Source organism: Planomonospora parontospora (genome assembly GCA_014647935.1).
GTDB classification, from domain to species: domain Bacteria; phylum Actinomycetota; class Actinomycetes; order Streptosporangiales; family Streptosporangiaceae; genus Planomonospora; species Planomonospora parontospora.
On the sequence record BMQD01000021.1, the window covers coordinates 1 to 19002 of the forward strand.

Sequence of the window (19002 nt, forward strand, 5' to 3'; positions counted from 1 at the left end):
CTGGGTCCCCGACCACGCGGGCAACCGCTACTTCAGCGAGCTCCGTCTGCAGATCACCGACCCCGACACCCCAGGCGGTGTGCGATGAACGACCACCTGCCCCCTCCCGAGGCGACCGTCGCCGACCTCATCACGGCGCGGGCCCGCGCCGTGCCGGACGCGGTTGCGGTCGCCCAGTGGGACGAGAAGATCACATACCGCGAGCTGGTCGGCCGCGCCGCGGCGCTCGCCGCCCGGCTCGGCGCGCTCGGCGTCGGGCCGGAGAGCCGGGTCGGGCTCTGCGTGGAGCGGCGGCCCGCCGCGGCGGTCGCGATCCTCGGCGTGCTGCTGTCCGGCGGCTGCTACGTGCCGCTGGATCCGGCCGGTCCGCGGCTGCGCCTGAGGGACACGGCCGCCGACGCCGGTCTGGAGATCGTGGTGGCGGACCGGGCGGGAGCGGAGGCGGCCGGCGAGGCGGGCCTGCGGTGCGTCGCCGTACCCGGCCCGGCCGAAGCGGTCGACCTGTCCGCGGTGCCCGCCTGCCCGGCCGCGCCGGACAACCTCGCCTACGTGCTGTACACCTCCGGCTCCACCGGCTGGCCCAAGGGCGTGCTCGTCACCCACCGCAACCTGGCCGACTTCGTCGTCTCGTGCGCCGCGAGCACCGGAGCCGACCGGACCACCCGCGCGCTGGGGATCGCGTCCTTCGGGTTCGACGCCTCCGTCATCGACCTGTTCGTGCCGCTGAGCGTGGGCGGCGCGGTGCAGCTGGCCGGTGCCGCCGACCGCGCCGACCCGGCCAGGCTGCAGCGCTTCATCGCCGGGCACCGGGTCACCTGGGGGTTCGTCACCCCGGCCGTGCTGTCCCTGCTCGACCCCGCCGCACTGCCCGACTGGCGCCTGGTGATGTGCGGCGGCGACGCGGTGCCGCCCGCGCTGGTCGACCGGTGGGCGACGCCGGGCCGCCGGTTCATCGACTCCTACGGGCCCACCGAGACCACGGTGCTGGCCGTCACCGGCGACCTGACCGCGCCGCAGGCCACGCCGGTGCCGATCGGCCACCCGACGCCCGGCCACCGCTGCCACGTCGTCGACGACCGGCTCCGCCCGGTCGGACCCGGCGCCGAGGGCGAGCTGCTGATCGGCGGCCCCGGCGTGGCCCGCGGCTACCTGGGCAGGCCCGCGCTGACCGCCGAGGCGTTCGTGCCCGACCCGTTCTCCGGCGAGGCGGGCGCGCGGCTCTACCGGACCGGCGACATCGTGCGGTACGCCGACGACGGGCGGCTCGTCTACCTGGGCCGCCGCGACGGACAGGTCAAGATCCGCGGTCAGCGGATCGAGCTCGGCGAGGTCGAGTCCGTCCTGGAGGAGCATCCGGACGTGGCGCGGGCGGCCGTGGAGGCGGTCCCGAGACCTGGCGGCGACCTGGAACTGGTCGCGTTCCTCACGCCGGAGGCCGCCCCCGCCGATCCGGGGTACGCGGCCGCGCGGCTCACCGCGGCGATGCTGCCGGGACGCGTGCTGCGCCTGCCCGAGCTGCCGCTCAACCCCTCCGGCAAGGTGGACAGGGCCAGGCTGCGGGAGCTGGCCGCGCAAGGACGCCCGGCCGGCGACCTGGCGGAGGGGGAGACGCCCACCGAACGGGCGCTCGCGGCGGTGTGGCGGCGCCTCGGCGTCGGTGCCGACTTCTTCGCGAGCGGAGGCGACTCGATCACCGCGATGCGGCTGGTCGCCGCCGCCCGCGACGAACTGGGCCTGGACGTGTCGGTGGAGGACGTGTTCGCCGGCCGTACCCTGCGGGAGATCGCCGCACGGTTCGACAAGGCCGCTCGGCGGACGGGGCCGGAGCTCACCTCCGGCAACCCGCCGACCCTGGCTCCGCCGCAGCGCCGCCTGTGGTTCCTGGACCAGCTGGCGCCCGAGGCCGCGCCGTACAACATCGCCCTCGCCGAACGGCTGCGCGGGCCCCTGGACGTGCCGGCGCTGCGGGCGGCGCTGCGGGCCGTCGCCGAGCGCCACGAGGTGCTGCGCTGGCGGATCCGGCAGGAGTCCGGTGTGCCGTACGCCGTCTGCGAGCCGCCGTCCGACGTGGACCTGACCGTGGTGGACCTGACCGGACACGGCGCGGCGCAGCTGCGCGCCCGGCTGGCGGCCGGTGCGGCCGAGCCGTTCGACCTGGCGGACGGCCCGCCCTGGAGGGCGCGGCTGTACGCGCTGGGCCCCGGCGAGCACGTGCTGGCGCTGACCCTGCACCACGCGGTGTTCGACGGCTGGTCCCGGGACACGCTCTACACCGACCTGTCCGCCGCCTACGCGAGCGCCGCCACCGGCCGGCCGGTGGACCTGGCGCCGCTGCGGGCGTCGTACGCCGACTACGCGGTCTGGCGGGCCGGGCGGGACCGCCGCGACGGCGACGCGGACCTGGCCTGGTGGACCGGGCACCTGGCCGGCGCGCCCACCGTGCTGGACCTGCCCCGCGACCGGCCCCGCCCGGCCGTGCAGACCTACCGCGGCGCCGAGGCCCGCGTGCTCCTGCCGCCGGCCGCCGGCGCCGCGGTCCGCGCGCTCGCCGCCGACCTCGGGGTGACTCCGGCGGGGGTGCTGCTGGCCGGCCTCGGCCAGCTGCTCCGCAGGCTCACCGGCAGGGCCGACCACGTGATCGGCGCGGTCGTCGCCGACCGGAGGGTGGCCGCCTTCGGCGACCTGGTCGGGTTCTTCGTCGACATGGTCCCGCTCCGGCTCCGGCCGGACCGGCGCGACGACTTCGCCACCCAGGTACGGCGGTGCGCCCGCGAGCTGCTGGACGCCGCCGCGCACCCGGCCGCGCCGCTGGAGCGCGTGGTCGAGGAGCTCGGCATCCCCAGGGACCCCTCCCGCGCCCCGCTGGTGCAGGTCGTGTTCAACGTGCTGAACCTCGCCGAGCCCCGGCTGGACCTGCCCGGGCTGAGCAGCGAGACGATCGAGGTGGACAAGCCGGGGTCGCCGTTCGACCTGACCGTGTACGTGGCGGAGCGGGACGGCGGGTTCTCCGTGGAGGTCGTCTACAACCCCGACCTGTTCGACGCCGCCAGGGTCGGCGCGATGCTCGCCGACTACGTGGACACGGTCGGCGCGCTGGCCGCCGACCCGGCCGTCCCGGTGGGCGAGGTCGCCCTGCCCGCACGGGTCACGCCGGACGGCGCGCCCGGCGCCATGCGGGTCGCCGATCCGGTCGCGGCGCCGCCCGGGAGCCGGGGGATCGGGTCGGCCGCCACCGAGAGGCTGATCACCGAGATCTGGTGCGAGGTCCTGGAACGGGACGGCGTCGGCCCCGGCGACAACTTCTTCGACATCGGCGGCCACTCGCTGGCCCTCGCCGCCGTGCACGCCCGGCTGCGCGCCCGGCTCGGCGGCGAGCTGCGGATGGTGGACCTGTTCCGCCATCCGAACGTCCGCTCCCTCGCCGCCCACCTCGACGCCCGGGCGGGCGGTTCCGCGGGCGACCCCCCGGACGGCGACTCCGAACTCGCCCGCGCGATCTCGCGAGCCGAGGCGCGGCGCAACCGCACCCGACGCGCACGACGCGTCCACAGCACCACCGGACAGGAGAACGACCATGATCAGTGACGTCAACGACGAAGGCGTCGAACCCATCGCGATCGTGGGGATGGCCGCCCGGGTGCCGGGCGCGGCCGACATCGGCGAGTTCTGGCGCAACCTGGTCGACGGCGTCGAATCGATCACCGAATTCACCCGCGAGGAGCAGATCGCCCGCGGGGTCCCCGAGGAGGACGTGGACGACCCGAGCTGGGTGTCGAAGGCGCCCTACGTGGAGGGGTACGACCAGTTCGACGCCGGGCTGTTCGGCCTGACCGCGCGGGAGGCGGAGATCCTCAACCCGCAGCACCGGCTGTTCCTGGAGTCGTGCTACGCCGCGCTGAACGACTCCGGGACCGACCCGGCGCGCTACGACGGCGCCATCGGCGTCTACGCGGGCACCGGAGGCAACCAGTACCTCTGGGAGAACCTCGCCCGCAACAGGCGGGTGTGGGACACCCGCCACGGCATCGGGCTCGCCACCGCCAACTCGCCGAACTACGTGGCCACCACCGTGTCGTACCGGCTGAACCTGCGCGGGCCCAGCCTGACCCTGCACACCGCCTGCTCCACCTCGCTGGTCGCGCTCCACCTCGCCTGCGAGGCGCTGCGCAACGGCGAGTGCGACATGGCCCTGGCGGGCGGGGTGAACGTGGAGCACCCGCCGGCCACCGGATACATCGGGGTGGAGGGGTTCACCTCGCCCGACGGCCACTGCCGGCCGTTCGACGCCGACGCGAACGGCACCGTCTGGGGCAGCGGCGTCGGCGTCGCCGTCCTCAAGCGGCTCGAGGACGCCCTCGCCGACGGCGACCACATCCGCGCGGTGGTACGCGGCAACGCGATCAACAACGACGGCGCCGGCAAGGTCGGCTTCTCCGCCCCCAGCGTCGACGGGCAGGCCGCCGCGGTCGCGCAGGCGCTCGGGGTCGCCGCGATCGACCCGCGCACGATCGGCTACGTCGAGGCGCACGGCACCGGCACCGCGATGGGCGACCCGATCGAGGTCACCGCGCTGTCCACGGTCTACACGCGGCACACGCGGGACCGCGGCTGGTGCGGCATCGGCTCGGTGAAGTCCAACATCGGCCACCTCAGCCAGGCCGCGGGCATCATCAGCCTGATCAAGGCGGTGCTGGCCCTGGAGAACGGGCTGATCCCGCCGACGATCAACTACGAGCGCCCCAACCCGGCGATCGACTTCGACGACACCCCGTTCTACGTGGCGTCCACGCTCAGCAAGTGGGAGACGGACGGCGGCCCGCGGCGCGCCGCGGTGAGCTCCTTCGGCATCGGCGGGACCAACGCGCACGTGGTCCTGGAGGAGGCGCCCCGCGTCGAGGCCGGCACCCGCCCCCCGCGGCCCGCGCACCTGCTGCAGGTGTCCGCCAGGACCGCGACCGCGCTGGACAAGGCGGTGGAGCGGCTCGCCGAGCACCTGACGGCCCACGAGGACCTCGACCTCGCCGACGTGGCCCACACGCTGCGGGCGGGCCGGACGGAGTACCCGCACCGGGCCGCGGTGGCGGCCACCGACCGGGCCGACGCCGTCGCCGCGCTGCGGGACCGCAGACGCCGGCGCAGGGGAGAGGCCGGCGCCTCCTCCCCGGCGGTGGCCTTCCTGTTCTCCGGGCAGGGCGCGCAGTACGCCGGCATGGGCGCGGAGCCGTACCGGACGGAACCGGTGTTCGCCGCCGCCGTCGACGAGTGCGCGGGCCTGCTCACCGAGCACCTCGGCCTCGACCTGCGCGAGCTTATGTTCGGCGGCGCGCCCGACGCCGAGGAGACGCTCCGGCGGACGTGCTACACCCAGCCGGCGCTGTTCACGGTGGAGTACGCGCTGGCCCGGCTGTGGCAGAGCTGGGGAGTACGGCCGGCCGAGATGATCGGCCACTCCATCGGCGAGTACGTCGCCGCGACCGTCGCCGGGGTCTTCACCCTGGCCGACGCGGTGCGGCTGGTCGCCGCCCGCGGCGCGCTGATGCAGTCCATGCCGCCGGGCGCGATGCTCGCCGTCCAGCGGGACGAGTCGGAGCTGGCCGGCCGGCTGCCGGACGGGGTGTCGGTGGCGACCGTCAACGGTCCCGGCACCTGCGTGGTGGCCGGTCCCGCGGACGCGATCGAGGCGTTCGCCGAGACGCTGAAGGCCGAGAAGGTGGGCTGCAAGGCCCTGCGCACGTCGCACGCGTTCCACTCGCCGATGATGGAGCCGATCCTCGCGGAGTTCACCGCGCTGGTCGCCTCGGTGCCGCGGCACGCCCCGCGCCTGCCGTTCTGGTCCAACGTCACCGGGCGGCCCATCACCGCCGAGCAGGCGACGGACCCGGCGTACTGGGCGGACCACCTGCGGCAGCCGGTCAGGTTCGGCGCCTGCGTCGCCGGGCTGTACGCCGCGTACGGCGACACGCCGCCGCTGCTGGTGGAGTGCGGGCCCGGACGGCAGCTGGCCGGCCTGGCCAGGATGCAGCTGCCCAAGGGCGCGCCCGCGCCGCTGCCCAGCCTGCCCGGGCCCGGCGAGCGGACCGGGGACGCCGCCACCCTCTACGACGCGGCGGGCACGCTGTGGGCCGCCGGAGTGCCGCTGACCGGGGGCTTCGGCGCGGCGGGCCGCCGGGTGCCGCTGCCGGCCTACCCGTTCGAGCGCCGGAGCTACTGGATCGACGCCGACCCGGCCGACCAGGCCGCCGGTCCGGTCCGGCACCGTGAACCGGCCGGCCCGCTGCCGCTGGCCGACTGGTTCGCGGTGCCCACCTGGCGCCAGGCCGCCCCGGACCCCCGGCGGACCGACCTCGGCGACTGCCTGGTGCTGGCCGACGGGCCCCGCGGGGACGAGCTCGTCGCGGAGCTGCGCGCCCGGGGCGCCACCGTGCGGACGGCCGGAGCCGGCGACCACGAGGCGCTGCTCGCCGGCGGCGTCCCCGCCAGGATCGTGCACGCCCTGGCGCTGGACGGCCCGCCCGCGGACGGCGGGATCGCCGCCACCTGGGAGGCGCAGGAGCGGGGCTTCTTCAGCGTGCTGAGCCTGGTCCAGGCCCTGGCCGGCGCCGGGGCGGCCGAAGGGGTCCACCTCGACGTGGTGTCGTCGGGCACCTCGGACGCCCAGGGCGACCTGACCCGCCCCGAACACGCCACCCTCGCCGGCATCGTCAGGGTGGTCCCGCTGGAACTGCCCGGCCTGACCGTCCGCCACATCGACGCCGACCCGCAGGCAGGCGCCGCGCGGACGGCCGACCTCGTCGCCGAGCTGCTGCGGCCCGCCGACGAGCCGGAGGTGACGCTGCGCGCCGGCCGCCGCTGGGTCACCGACCACACCCAGGTGTCCCTGGACGCGGAGACCGCGAGCGGCACGGTGGTCCGCGAGGAGGGCCGGTACCTGATCACCGGCGGCACCGGCGGCATCGGCATCACCCTCGCCGAGGACTTCGCGCACCGCGCCCGCGCCCGGCTGGCGCTGCTCAGCCGCGGCGGCCTGCCGCCGCGTGAGGAGTGGGACGCCCACCTGGCGGTGCACGGCGGCACCGACAGGACGGGCCGGGCCATCCTCGCGATCCGGCGGATGGAGCAGGCCGGGGCCCGGGTGCTCGTGCTGACCGCGGACGTCACCGACCCGGCGGAGCTGGCCGCGGTGCGCGAGCGGATCGACGCCGAGTTCGGCGGGCTGGACGGCATCGTGCACGCCGCAGGCCTGCCCGGCGGCGGCATGGCCGAGGTGAAGGACCGCGCCGCGGCCACCGCCGTGCTGGCACCCAAGATCGCGGGAACCCTCGCCCTGGCGCAGGCCTTCGGCGACCTTCCGCTCGACTGGGTGGCGCTCTGCTCCTCGGTGACCTCGGTGGTCGGCGGCCTCGGGCAGGTCGACTACTGCGCGGCCAACGGCTTCCTCGACGCCTACGCCCGCGGCGCCCACGGCTGGCGCGCGCCCGTCGTCTCGCAGAACTGGGGCGGCTGGACCGAGGTCGGCATGGCCGTCGAGGTGTCCGCGCCCGACGGGTTCCGCGCCGCCCGCGGCGGGGTCGCCGAACCGCTGGACCACCCGGTCCTGTCCACCCGGGTGACCGGCCCGGACGGGGAGACCGGGTGCCACGGCCTGGTGTCCGCCGCCACGCACTGGCTGCTCGACGAGCACCGCATCGGCGAGGTCCCGGTGGTGCCCGGCACCGGCCACCTGGAGTCGGTCCGGGCCGCCGTGGCCGCGTGCCTGCCCGCCCCGGACGCCGACCACGTCGTGGAACTGCGGGACGTGGCGTTCCTGGAGCCGTTCTCCGTCCCGGACGGGAGCACCGCGCAGTACCGGGTGGAGCTGACCGCCTCACCGGACGGCGGCGCCGACTTCCGGGTGGTGAGCCGTACGGCGGGCCGCTCCGCCGCGCACGTGCGCGGCTCGGCCGCCTGGGTGCGCCCCGCCCCGGCCGAGGAGGCGGACGCCCGGCCGATCGCGGCCCGCTGCCGGCCGGGCTCCGCGCGCGGGACCGGACCCGGGGCCGGAGCCGGGACCGGACGCACCAGCATGCTCAGCTTCGGCCCCCGCTGGGACGCGCTGGCCGAGCACCACGTGGGCCCGGACGAGGAACTCGCCCGGATCGTCGCGCCCGAGGCCGCCCTGGCCGATCTGGACCGCTGGGTGCTGCACCCGGCGCTGCTCGACGTGGCGACCGCGTTCGGCGAGGGGCGCGGCGAGGGCAGCTACCTGCCGCTCTCCTACGGCAGGGTGCTGGTCCGCGGGGCGCTGCCCGCGCGGTTCTGGAGCCACCTGCGCTACGCCGACGGCGGTGACGACGTGGTCTCGGCGGACCTGACGCTGTTCGGCGAGGACGGCCGGGTGCTGGTGGAGATCGGCGACTTCACGCTGCGCCGGGTGAACCGCGACGCGGTCACCGGCGACCTCGCCGCCCCCGCCCCCGCCCCCGCCCCCGCCCCCGCCCCCGCCCCCGGTGCCGCGACCGGTGCCGCGACCGGGGGGACCGCCGCGGCGGCGTCCCCGGACTCCCCGGCCGAGGGCGGGATCGCCCCCGTGGACGGCGCCGAGGCGTTCCGCCGGGTGCTGGCCGCGCGCCTCGGCCCGCAGGTCGTGATCAACCCGCTGCCGGTGGCCGAGCTCGCCGAACGGGCCAGGGCCAGGACCGCCGACGCCGTCGCGGGCGACGCCGGGGCGGAGGAGCGCCCCGGGACCGAGGCGGCCGGGGACGAGCGCGCCGCGCCCCGCAACGAGCTGGAGGCGACCATCGCACGGGTGTGGAGCGACGGCCTCGGCGTGCCGGGAGTCGGCGTCGACGACGACTTCTTCGAGCTCGGCGGCAACTCGCTGATCGCGGTGCAGCTCGTCTCCGCCCTGCGCAAGGCCGTCGGCGTGAAGCTGCCGATGCGCAGCCTGTTCGAGGCTCCGACCGTGGCCGAGCTCGCGGTCGTCGTCGAGCGGCTGCGGGCCGCCGGCGGCGACGCCGGGCAGTCACGCCCGGCCACCACCATCCCCAAGCTGGACCGCAGATGAACGAGGCAGGAACCATGACCGACCACCCCTACCTGGTCGTGCGCAACGACGAGGAGCAGTACTCGATCTGGGCCGAGGGGCGGGACCTCCCCGCCGGCTGGCACGACGCCGGTTTCCGCGGGACCCGGCAGGAGTGCCTGGACCACATCGAGACGGTGTGGACCGACATGCGCCCGCTCAGCCTGCGCCAGGGCGGGTGACGGGGGTGACCGCCAAGGAATGGGAGGCCCCCGCCTCGTTCGGCCAGGAACGGATCTGGCTGGCCGACCAGATGGAACCCGGCTCGCCGGTGTTCAACCTGCAGTGCCCGGTCGAGGTCCCGCACGCGCTCGAGGCCGATGAGGTCGTCGCGGCGCTGCAGGCCGTCACGGAACGGCACGAGGCGCTCCGCACGTCCCTCAGGATCGTCGACGGCGCCCTCCGCCAGGTGGTGCACGCCGAGGTCGAACCCGACGTCCGGGTACACGACCTGCGGGCGCTCCCGGAGGACGAGCGCAGGACCCGGTCGTACGGCCACGCCCTGGCCGTCACCGAGGCCGCTTTCCGCACCGACCGCGCCCCGCTGTGGCGGGCCGCGCTGATCAGGACCGGTGACGCGCGCTGGGTGGTGTACCTCGTGGTCCACCACGCCGTCTTCGACGCCGCCTCGTCCGTCATCCTCTCGGAGGAGATCACCGAGCTGTGCGCGGCCGCGGCGGCCGGACGCCCGGCCGAGCTGCCCGAGCTGCCCGTCCAGTACGCCGACTACGCCGCCTGGCAGCGCGACCGGCTCACCGGCCCGGCGCTGGCCGAGCAGACGGAGCGCTGGCGGGCGCGGCTGGCGGGGCTGCCCGCCGTGCACGCGCTCCCCACCGACCGGCCGCGGCCCGCCCGGCTCGGCTACGCCGGAGACGAGGTCCGCTTCACGGTGCCGGAAGGGCTGCAGGAGCAGGTCGCCGCGGCGGGCCGCCGCGCGGCCGCGACGCCCTTCATGGTGTACCTGACCGCGTACGCCGCGCTGCTGTCCCGGCTGTCCCGCGACGACGACATCGTGGTCGGGGTGACCATGAGCGGCCGGGACCTGCCGGAGGTCGCCGGGCTGGTCGGCATGTTCGTCAACCAGATGGCGGTGCGCACGGACACCTCGGGCGAGCCGTCCTTCGCCGGGCTGCTCGGCCGGGTCCGCACGACCCTGCTCGACGCCATGGAGCACGGGCAGGTCCCGTTCCAGGCGGTCGTGGAGGCGGTCACGCCGCAGCGGGACCCGGGGGTGCAGCCGCTCTACCAGATCGGCTTCAACTACATCCCCGACTCCGGCATCGAGCCGATCCCCTACGTCACCTCGAAGGACGACCTGGCATTCGACCTGACCACCGGGGTCAGCCGGCTGCTGTACCGCACCGACCTGTTCGACCGGGGGACCGCGGAGAAGTTCGTCGAACGCTACCTGCGCCTCCTGGCCGCCGCCGTCGCCGACCCGGAGACCCGGATCGGCGACCTGCCGCTGATGGACGAGGCCGAGCGCGCTTCCCTGCTGGCGGCGGGGGCGCAGGAACCGCCGCGCGAGCACGCCACGGCGCTGCGGATGGTGGAGGCGCAGGCCGCGCGCACCCCGGACGCGACCGCCGTGATCGCCGGCGACCGGCGGCTGACCTACGCGGAGCTGGACGAGGCCGCCGGCCGGGTGGCGGACCGGCTGCGCCGGTCGGGCGTCGGCCCCGAGTCGCTGGTCGCGGTGTACGCCGAGCCGTGCCTGGAACTGCTCCCCGCCCTGCTGGGGGTGTGGAAGGCCGGCGCGGGCTACGTGCCGGTGGACCCGGCCTACCCGGCCGGCCGGGTGACGTACATGCTCGCGGACTCCGCCGCCGCGGTGGTGCTCACCCAGCGGCACCTGGCGGGCGCCCTGCCCGCCGGCGGCGCGACCGTGCTCGCCGTCGACGACGCCGCCGAGTGGGCCGAGTGGACGGCCGAACGGGCCGAGGGGCCGGAGGCCGGCTCCGCGCAGGCCGCCGGGCCGGGGAACGTCGCGTACGTCATCTACACCTCGGGCTCGACCGGCACCCCCAAGGGGGTCGTGGTCGAGCAGGGTTCGGTGGCCGCCTACCTGGCGTGGGCCGGCACCGCCTACCCCGGCCTGGCCGGGCAGGCGCTGCTGCACTCCCCGATCTCGTTCGACCTGACCGTGACCGGCCTGTTCGGGCCGCTGACCGTCGGGGGAGCGGTACGGCTCGCCGCCCTCGACGAGAACGCCGCGACCGGCGACCGGCCGACGTTCCTCAAGGCCACCCCCAGCCACCTGGCGCTGCTGGCGGCGCTGCCCGACCGGGTGGCCCCCGCCGCCGACCTGGTGCTGGGCGGTGAGGCGCTGCCCGCCGACGCGGTCACCGCCTGGCGGGAACGGCACCCGGGCGTCACCGTCGTCAACGAGTACGGCCCCACCGAGGCCACCGTCGGCTGCGTCATGGCCGCGGTGGCCCCGGGCGAGGAGCTCCCGGTCGACCGGGCGGGGTCGGTCGGGATCGGCCGCCCGGCTCCCGGCAGCACCGCCTACGTGCTGGACGACGGGCTGCGGCCGGTGCCCGCCGGCGTCGTCGGCGAGCTCTACATCGCCGGCCCCCAGGTGACCCGCGGCTACCTGAACCGGCCGGGCGCCACCGCCGCCGCCTACCTCCCGTGCCCCTACGGGCCTCCCGGCCGCCGGATGTACCGCACCGGCGACCTGGCGCGCCGCCGCGCCGACGGGAGCCTGGAGTTCGCCGGCCGCGCGGACGACCAGATCAAGCTGCACGGCCACCGCATCGAACCCGGCGAGATCGAGGCGGCCCTGCGCGCGCTGCCCGGCGTCCGCGACGCCGCCGTCGGCGTCCGCGAGGACGCCTCCGAGGGCAGGCGGCTCGTCGCCTACCTGGTCGGCGAGGCGGACGCCGCGGCGGTGGACGGCGCGCTCGCCGCCACCCTGCCGGCGCACATGGTCCCGTCCGGCTACGTCGTCCTGGACGCCCTGCCGCTGACCGCCAACGGCAAGCTCGACCACGCCGCCCTCCCCGCCCCGGCGGCCCCGGAGCGCAGGTACATCGCGCCCCGCACCGCCGCGGAGGAACTGGTGGCGGAGGTGTTCGCCGACCTGCTCGGAGTGGAGAAGGTCGGCGCCGAGGACGACTTCTTCGAGCTCGGCGGCAACTCCCTGCTGGCGATCCGGGCCATCGCCAGGATCCGCGGCCGGATCGAGGTCGACATCCCGGTCCGCGGGCTGTTCTCCCACACCACGGTCGCCGACCTCGCGGCCGAGATCGAGCGGCGGCTCACCGAAGACCTCGACGGACTCAGCGACGAGGCCGTCGAGCGGCTACTCGCAGCGGAAGGTGACGGCCGGACATGACGACCACCCCCGAGACCCCTCCGAAGCCCTCCCCGGCCGAGGCCCGCCGGGCGCTGCTGGAGCGGCGGCTGCGCCGGCGCACCGCCGCCACCGTGACGCCCCGCCCCGAGGGAACCGCCCCGCCCCTGTCCTACCAGCAGGAGCGGGTCTGGTTCATGGAGCAGTTCGCGCCGGGCACGAGCCAGTACAACATCCCGGTCCCGATGCGCCTCACCGGAGAGCTCGACCTCGAGCTGCTGGACCGGGCCCTGCAGACGCTCCCGGCCCGGCACGAGGCGCTGCGCATGCGGTTCCCCGCCGACGCGGAGGGCCGCCCCGCGGTCCGCGTCGAGCCCTCCGCCGCGGTGCCGCTGCGCGTCGTGGCGGCCGGTGACGAGGCCGCGGCGCAGGCGCTGATCGGCGAGGCGGCCGCCGAGCCCTTCGACCTGGAGCAGGGCCCGCTGCTGCGCGCCCTGCTGGTCAGGCTGGCCGACGAGGACCACCGCCTGCTGGTCACGACCCACCACATCGTCGGCGACGGCTGGTCGGTGGACCTGCTGCTGCGCGACCTCGCCGCCGCCTACCACGCGCGGCGCACCGGTACGCAGGCCGGGCTCCCCGGCCTGCCGGTCTCCTACGGCGACTTCGCGCACTGGCAGCGGCGGACCCAGACCGGCCCGGAGCTGGACCGGCAGCTGGCGTTCTGGAGCGACCGGCTCGCCGGCGTGCCGCCCCTGGAGCTGCCCGCCGACCGGCCGCGGCCCGCCACCCAGGTCTTCGACGGCGGCCGGCACGTCGTCGAGGTCGACGCCGAGCTCACCGGCGCGGTCAACCGGTTCTCCAGGGAACGCGGCGCGACGCTGTTCATGACACTGCTCGCCGCCTACCAGGTGCTGCTGGCGCGGCACTCCGGCCAGGACGACTTCGCGGTCGGGTCCTCCTCGGCCGGCCGGTCGCTGGCGGAGCTGGAGAACGTGGTCGGCATGTTCGTCAACATGCTCCCGATGCGCGCCCGGCTCGGTGACGACCCCACCTTCGACGAACTGCTCGAACGCACCCGGGTCGGCGTGCTCGACGCCTTCGACCACGCCGAGGTGCCGTTCGAGCAGCTGGTCAACGCGCTCGGCGTGCCCCGCGACGTCAGCCGGTCGCCGGTGTTCCAGGCGATGTTCGCGCTGCAGAACTACCAGATGGGCCGGATCGCCGAGGCGGGCGGCTCCGACCTGCGCATCGAGTGGCTGCCGATGGACCTGCCGGCCACCCGCTTCGACATCGAGCTGCACGTCATCGAGGTCGAGGACGGGCTGATCGTCAAGTTCGTCCACAACACGGCGCTGTTCGACGAACCGACCGTGGCGAGGATGGCGGCCCGGTTCGTCACCCTCCTGCGGTCGATCGTCGCCGCCCCCGCCACCCGGGTGTCGGAACTGCCGATCCTGCCCGCCGACGAGCGGACGCTGCTGGTGGACGTGTGGAACGACACCGGCGCCGAGCTGGACGGGCAGGCGACGCTGCACGGCCTGGTCGAGGACCAGGCCGCCCGGACGCCAGGCGCGGTCGCGGTGACCTTCGAGGGCCGCCACCTCACCTACGCCGAGCTGAACGAGCGGGCGGACCGGGTGGCGCACCGGCTGCGTCGGCTGGGGGCAGGACCGGAGACCCTGGTCGGCGTCTACGCCGAGCGGTCGGCCGAGCTGGTAGTGGCGCTGCTGGGCGTGCTCAAGGCGGGGGCGGCGTACCTGCCGCTCGACCCGGAGTACCCGGCCGACCGGCTGGCGTTCATGATCGAAGACGCCGGCGCCCCGGTCGTGCTGACCCAGGGACGGCTCCGGGAGACGGTCCCGGCCACCGAGGCGACCGTCCTGGACCTCGACGACCCCGCCGAGTGGGCGGACCGGCCCGCCGACGGCCCCCGGTCGCCGGCCACCTCCGCCAACGCCGCCTACGTCATCTACACCTCGGGGTCCACCGGTCGCCCCAAGGGCGTGCCCAACACCCACCGCGGCATCGTGAACCGGCTGCAGTGGATGCAGCGGACCTACCGGCTGGGCGGCGACGACGTCGTGCTGCAGAAGACCCCGGCCGGATTCGACGTGTCGGTGTGGGAGTTCTTCTGGCCGCTGCTCGCCGGGGCGCGGCTGGTGCTCGCCAGGCCGGGTGGCCACAAGGACGCGGCGTACCTGCGCGAGCTGCTGATCAGCGAGGACGTGACCACCGCGCACTTCGTCCCCTCGATGCTGGCGGTGTTCCTCGCCGACGACGAGCAGGCCGCGGGGGACTGCACGGCGCTGCGCCGGGTGATCTGCAGCGGGGAGGAGCTCCCCGCGGCCACCGCGGCCGCGTTCACGGCCGTGCTGCCGGACTGCGAGCTGCACAACCTGTACGGCCCCACCGAGGCCGCCATCGACGTCACCTCGTGGCACTGCCGCCCCGAGGCCGTGGCCGGGGCGGTGACCCTGCCGATCGGCGCCCCGATCTCCAACATCCGCCTCTACGTCCTCGACCGGCACGGGCGGCCCGCCCCGATCGGGGTGCCCGGTGAGCTGCACATCGGGGGAGTGGGAGTGGCCAGGGGATACCACCGCCGTCCGGCGCTCACCGCCGAACGGTTCGTCCCCGACCCGTTCGGCGCCGACCCGGGCGCCCGGCTGTACCGCACCGGCGACCTGGCGCGCCGCCGCCACGACGGGAACCTGGAATTCCTCGGCCGCATCGACCACCAGGTGAAACTGCGCGGCCTGCGCATCGAGCTCGGGGAGATCGAGACGGCGCTGCGCGACTGCGACGGCGTCGCCGACGCGGTGGTGGTCGTCCGCGAGGACACGCCGGGGGACAAGCGGCTGGTCGCCTACCTGACGGCCTCCGGCGAGGCGGAGGCCGACGCCGCCGGGCTGCGGGCCGCGCTGAAGCGGAACCTGCCCGACTACATGGTGCCGGCCGCGTTCGTCACCCTGGACGCGCTCCCGCTGTCCCCCAACGGCAAGCTGGACCGCAAGGCGCTGCCGGCCCCGCAGGCGACGCGGGACGCCACCGCGGAGCTGGTCGAGCCGGAGACCGCCACCGAACGGATGCTGGCCGGCATCTGGACCGAGGTCCTCGGCGTGGAACGGCTCGGCGTCCACGACGACTTCTTCGACTCCGGCGGCCACTCCCTGCTCGCCACCCAGGTGGTGGCCAGGATCCGCAAGGCGTCCGACGGCTCGGGACGCCCGGTCGGCGTGATGGACCTGTTCCAGAACCGCACCATCCGCGAACTGGCCGCCTTCGTCGACGCGGGCGCCGACGCGGACACCGGGCCGCAGCGGCTGCTGTACGAGCTGACCCCGAAGGGCGCCGCGCGCACCCTCTCCTACGTCTGCGTGCCGTACGGCGGCGGCAGCGCGATCGTCTACCAGCCGCTCGCCGACGCCCTCCCCGCCGGGCACGCGCTGTACTCGGTGGCCATCCCCGGCCACGACGTGGGCCTGAACGAGGAGGGGCTGCCCTTCCACGAGCTGGTGGACCGGATCGCGGAGGAGGTCCGGGAACGGGTGGACGGCCCGCTGGTCCTGTACGGGCACTGCGGCGTCGGCAGCGCCATCGCGGTCGGCGTGGCACGGAAGCTGGCCGAGGCCGGCCGGGACGTGGACGCGGTCTACATCGGCGCCATGTTCCCGTTCGCCCGGATCAAGGGGGTCGTCGGCAGGCTGCGGACCCGGCTGGAGAAGCTGCGCAGCAACCGCGAGTACGCCAACTGGCTGAAGGGCATGGGCGTCGACACCGACGAGCTCGACCCGGAGCAGGCCGACCGGATCATCGGCAACATGCGCGCCGACTCCCGGGCCGCCGAGGAGTACTTCACCGAGCTGCTCGACCGGCGCCCGGAGCCGATGCGGGCTCCGATCATCTCGGTGGTCGGCTCCGAGGACCCGGTCACCGACTACCACACCGAGCGGTACCGGGAATGGGAGTTCCTCACCGGCACCACCGGGCTGGTGGTGCTCGACCAGGCCGGCCACTTCTTCCTGAAGCACCGCGCGGAGGAGCTGGCCGAGATCGTCACGAGCATCCACCCGGCGATGGCCCGGCGGGAGACCGCCGAGTACGGCCCCGCCGGGCGGGGCCCCGACGCCGCCTGGGCGCTGCAGGACACGCACTACCCCGCCGAGCCCGGCCAGGACGCCGGAACACGCGCGGTGGAGCCGAGCAACCGCCGGTTCCTCAGCGTCGCGATCGGGCAGCTGGTCTCGGCGACCGGGTCGGCGCTGACCGGCTTCGCCGTACCGGTGTGGCTGTTCGACCGGACGGGGTCGGTGGCCGACCTCGGCCTGCTGTGGGCGCTGACGCTGATCTGCGGGGTGGCGATGCTGCCCGTCGCCGGACCGCTGATCGACCGGTTCGACCGGCGGCGCGTCATGATCGCCGCCAGCGGCGTCTCGGGCGCGATCCAGCTCTGCATCGCGCTGCTGCTGTGGACCGGCCGGCTGGACCTGTGGACCATCTACCTGCTGCTGCCGCTCAACTCGATGGCCGGCACCTACCAGCGGCTGGCCTTCCAGACCGCGGTGCCGCAGCTGGTGCCCAAGCGCTACCTGGGCCACGCGGTGGGCCTCACCCAGCTCACCAACGGGTTCGCGATGCTGCTCGCCCCCCTGATGGGCGCCGGGCTGTACGTCGCGATCGGCCTGCCAGGCGTCCTGGCCATCGACGTGGCGAGCTACCTGTTCGCCGTCGCGGTGCTGCTGGTCGTCCGCTTCCCCGACACGCTCGGCTTCCGCCGCAAGGAGACGCTGGTCACCTCGATCACCGAAGGCCTGCGGTTCTCCTGGAACCTCCGCGGGTTCCGGTCCATGGTCGTCTACTTCGCCGTCGCCAACGTCTTCCTGGGGCCCGCCCTGGTGCTGACGGTTCCGCTGACGCTCTCCTTCGGCACGGTCGACCAGGTCGCCCAGGTGGCGGTGGCCGAGGCGCTGGGCGCGGTGACCGGCGGAATCGCGATGGCGCTCTGGGGCGGCCCGAGGAGGCGCCGGATGGCCGGCGTGTTCCTGGGCAACCTGGGCATGGCCGCCGGGTGCCTGGTGATGGGCCTGCGGCCGTCCCTGGCCGTGGTCGCCTTCGGCGTCTTCTGCATGGCGATGGCGATGACGGTCTCCCAGGGCATCTACGTGACGCTGGTCCAGGTCAAGGTGCCGCAGCGGTTCCACGGCCGGGTGCTCGCGCTCAACCAGGCCATCTCCTGGTCCACCCTGCCGCTCGGTTTCGCCGTGCTGGCGCCCCTGGCCACCGGCCTGTTCAACCCCATGCTGCAGCCGGACGGCGCGCTCGCCGGCTCGGTCGGCGCGGTCATCGGCACCGGGGACGGGCGGGGCGTCGGCCTCACCTACATCGTCTTCGCGCTGATGATGGCCGCCGTCACCGCCTGCGCGTCGACCATCCCGCTGCTGCGCCGCTTCGACACCGAGGTGCCCGACTCGCTCCCCGACGACCTCATCGGCATGCAGGAACGGCAACGCCGCCTGAAAGGAACCGACGCATCATGACGGATGTCACCACCTCCGCGCACCCGGCCCGGCTCGGGCCGGTGACCGGCCGCCTGGACGGCAACGAGCACACCACGATCACGGTGTACGGCCTCGGGCCAGGCATGACCGACCACCTCGGCTGGGTGGAGACCCACCGCGACGGGCTGCGGGCGGCCCTGGCCGCGCACGGCGCGGTGCTGCTCCGCGACCTGCCCGCCGACCTCGACCTGTTCGACCGGATCGTCCGGGTCGTCGGCGGCGACCCGCTGCGCTACACCGAACGCTCCACCCCGCGCACGTCCGTGACCGAGTCCATCTACACCTCCACCGAGTACCCGGCCGACCAGCCGCTGCCGATGCACAACGAGAACTCCTACTCGGACACCTGGCCGGGCCACCTGTTCTTCTACTGCGACGTGGCCGCGGCCACCGGCGGGGCCACCCCGATCGCGGACAGCAGGGCGGTGCTCCGCCTGCTCCCCGAGGAGGTGCGGAACCGGTTCGCGGGCGGCGTCGTGTACACCAGGGCCTTCCGGGAAGGGCTGGGCCTGTCCTGGCAGGAGTCGTTCCAGACCGACGACCCCGCGGCGGTGGAGGAGTACTGCGCGCGGCACGGGCAGACGTTCGAGTGGACCGACGACGGCCTGCGCACCAGGCACCACCGGCCCTCCTGGCAGACCGAGCCGCTCACGGGGGAGCGGGTCTGGTTCAACCAGGCCAACCTGTTCCACGTCACCAGCCTGGACGAGGAGGTCCGGGAGGCGCTGCTGTCGCTGTACGACGAGGCGGACCTGCCGCGGAACGCCTACCTGGGCGACGGCACCCCGATCGATCCGGCCGACCTCGCCGCGGTCAAGGCCGCCTACGACGAGGCCTCCTTCGGCTTCCCCTGGCGCCGGGGCGACCTGATGATCATCAACAACATGCTGTGCGCGCACGGCAGGGAGCCGTTCACCGGCCCCCGCCGGATCCTGGTCGCCATGACCGCCTGACCGCCCGGCGACCGGAGGCGTCGGACCCGGCCGCCCTGTGACACGCCCTGGTCTCCGAGAGCCGGCGAGCCCGCATGAGGCGGGCTCGCCGGCTCTGACCAGGAGCACTGAAATCCATCGTTCCGGTCA

The 19002-nt window shown here is 75.2% G+C and carries 6 protein-coding genes; all 6 read left to right on the forward strand.

Translation table 11 applies throughout. The annotated features are described in order from the left end of the window. Nucleotides 1-84 precede the first annotated feature (84 nt). From IEZ07_RS27075 to IEZ07_RS27100, 6 genes are read left to right on the forward strand one after another with little or no spacing between them, the layout of a single operon-like run. Nucleotides 85-3585: a non-ribosomal peptide synthetase gene (locus tag IEZ07_RS27075; RefSeq protein WP_191897351.1), complete on the forward strand. Its 3501-nt coding sequence runs from the start codon at nucleotides 85-87 to the stop codon at nucleotides 3583-3585. Further along, nucleotides 3575-9043, forward strand: coding sequence for a type I polyketide synthase (locus IEZ07_RS27080; RefSeq protein WP_191897352.1), 5469 nt, complete (start codon nucleotides 3575-3577; stop codon nucleotides 9041-9043). The genes IEZ07_RS27075 and IEZ07_RS27080 overlap by 11 nt, the downstream gene beginning before the upstream one ends. After that, nucleotides 9040-9243, forward strand: coding sequence for an MbtH family protein (locus IEZ07_RS27085; RefSeq protein ID WP_230881929.1), 204 nt, complete (start codon nucleotides 9040-9042; stop codon nucleotides 9241-9243). The genes IEZ07_RS27080 and IEZ07_RS27085 overlap by 4 nt, the downstream gene beginning before the upstream one ends. Before the next feature lie 5 nt (nucleotides 9244-9248). Then, the gene (locus IEZ07_RS27090; RefSeq protein WP_191897353.1) at nucleotides 9249-12401 is read left to right on the forward strand and encodes a non-ribosomal peptide synthetase; all 3153 of its coding nucleotides are present in this window, start codon (nucleotides 9249-9251) and stop codon (nucleotides 12399-12401) included. Beyond that, nucleotides 12398-17899 carry a non-ribosomal peptide synthetase/MFS transporter gene (locus tag IEZ07_RS27095; protein WP_191897354.1) on the forward strand — a complete coding sequence of 1834 codons (5502 nt, stop codon included), beginning with the start codon at nucleotides 12398-12400 and terminating at the stop codon, nucleotides 17897-17899. The genes IEZ07_RS27090 and IEZ07_RS27095 overlap by 4 nt, the downstream gene beginning before the upstream one ends. Beyond that, the gene (locus IEZ07_RS27100; RefSeq protein ID WP_191897355.1) at nucleotides 17896-18873 is read left to right on the forward strand and encodes a TauD/TfdA family dioxygenase; all 978 of its coding nucleotides are present in this window, start codon (nucleotides 17896-17898) and stop codon (nucleotides 18871-18873) included. The genes IEZ07_RS27095 and IEZ07_RS27100 overlap by 4 nt, the downstream gene beginning before the upstream one ends. The last annotated feature ends 129 nt before the right edge of the window (nucleotides 18874-19002 follow it).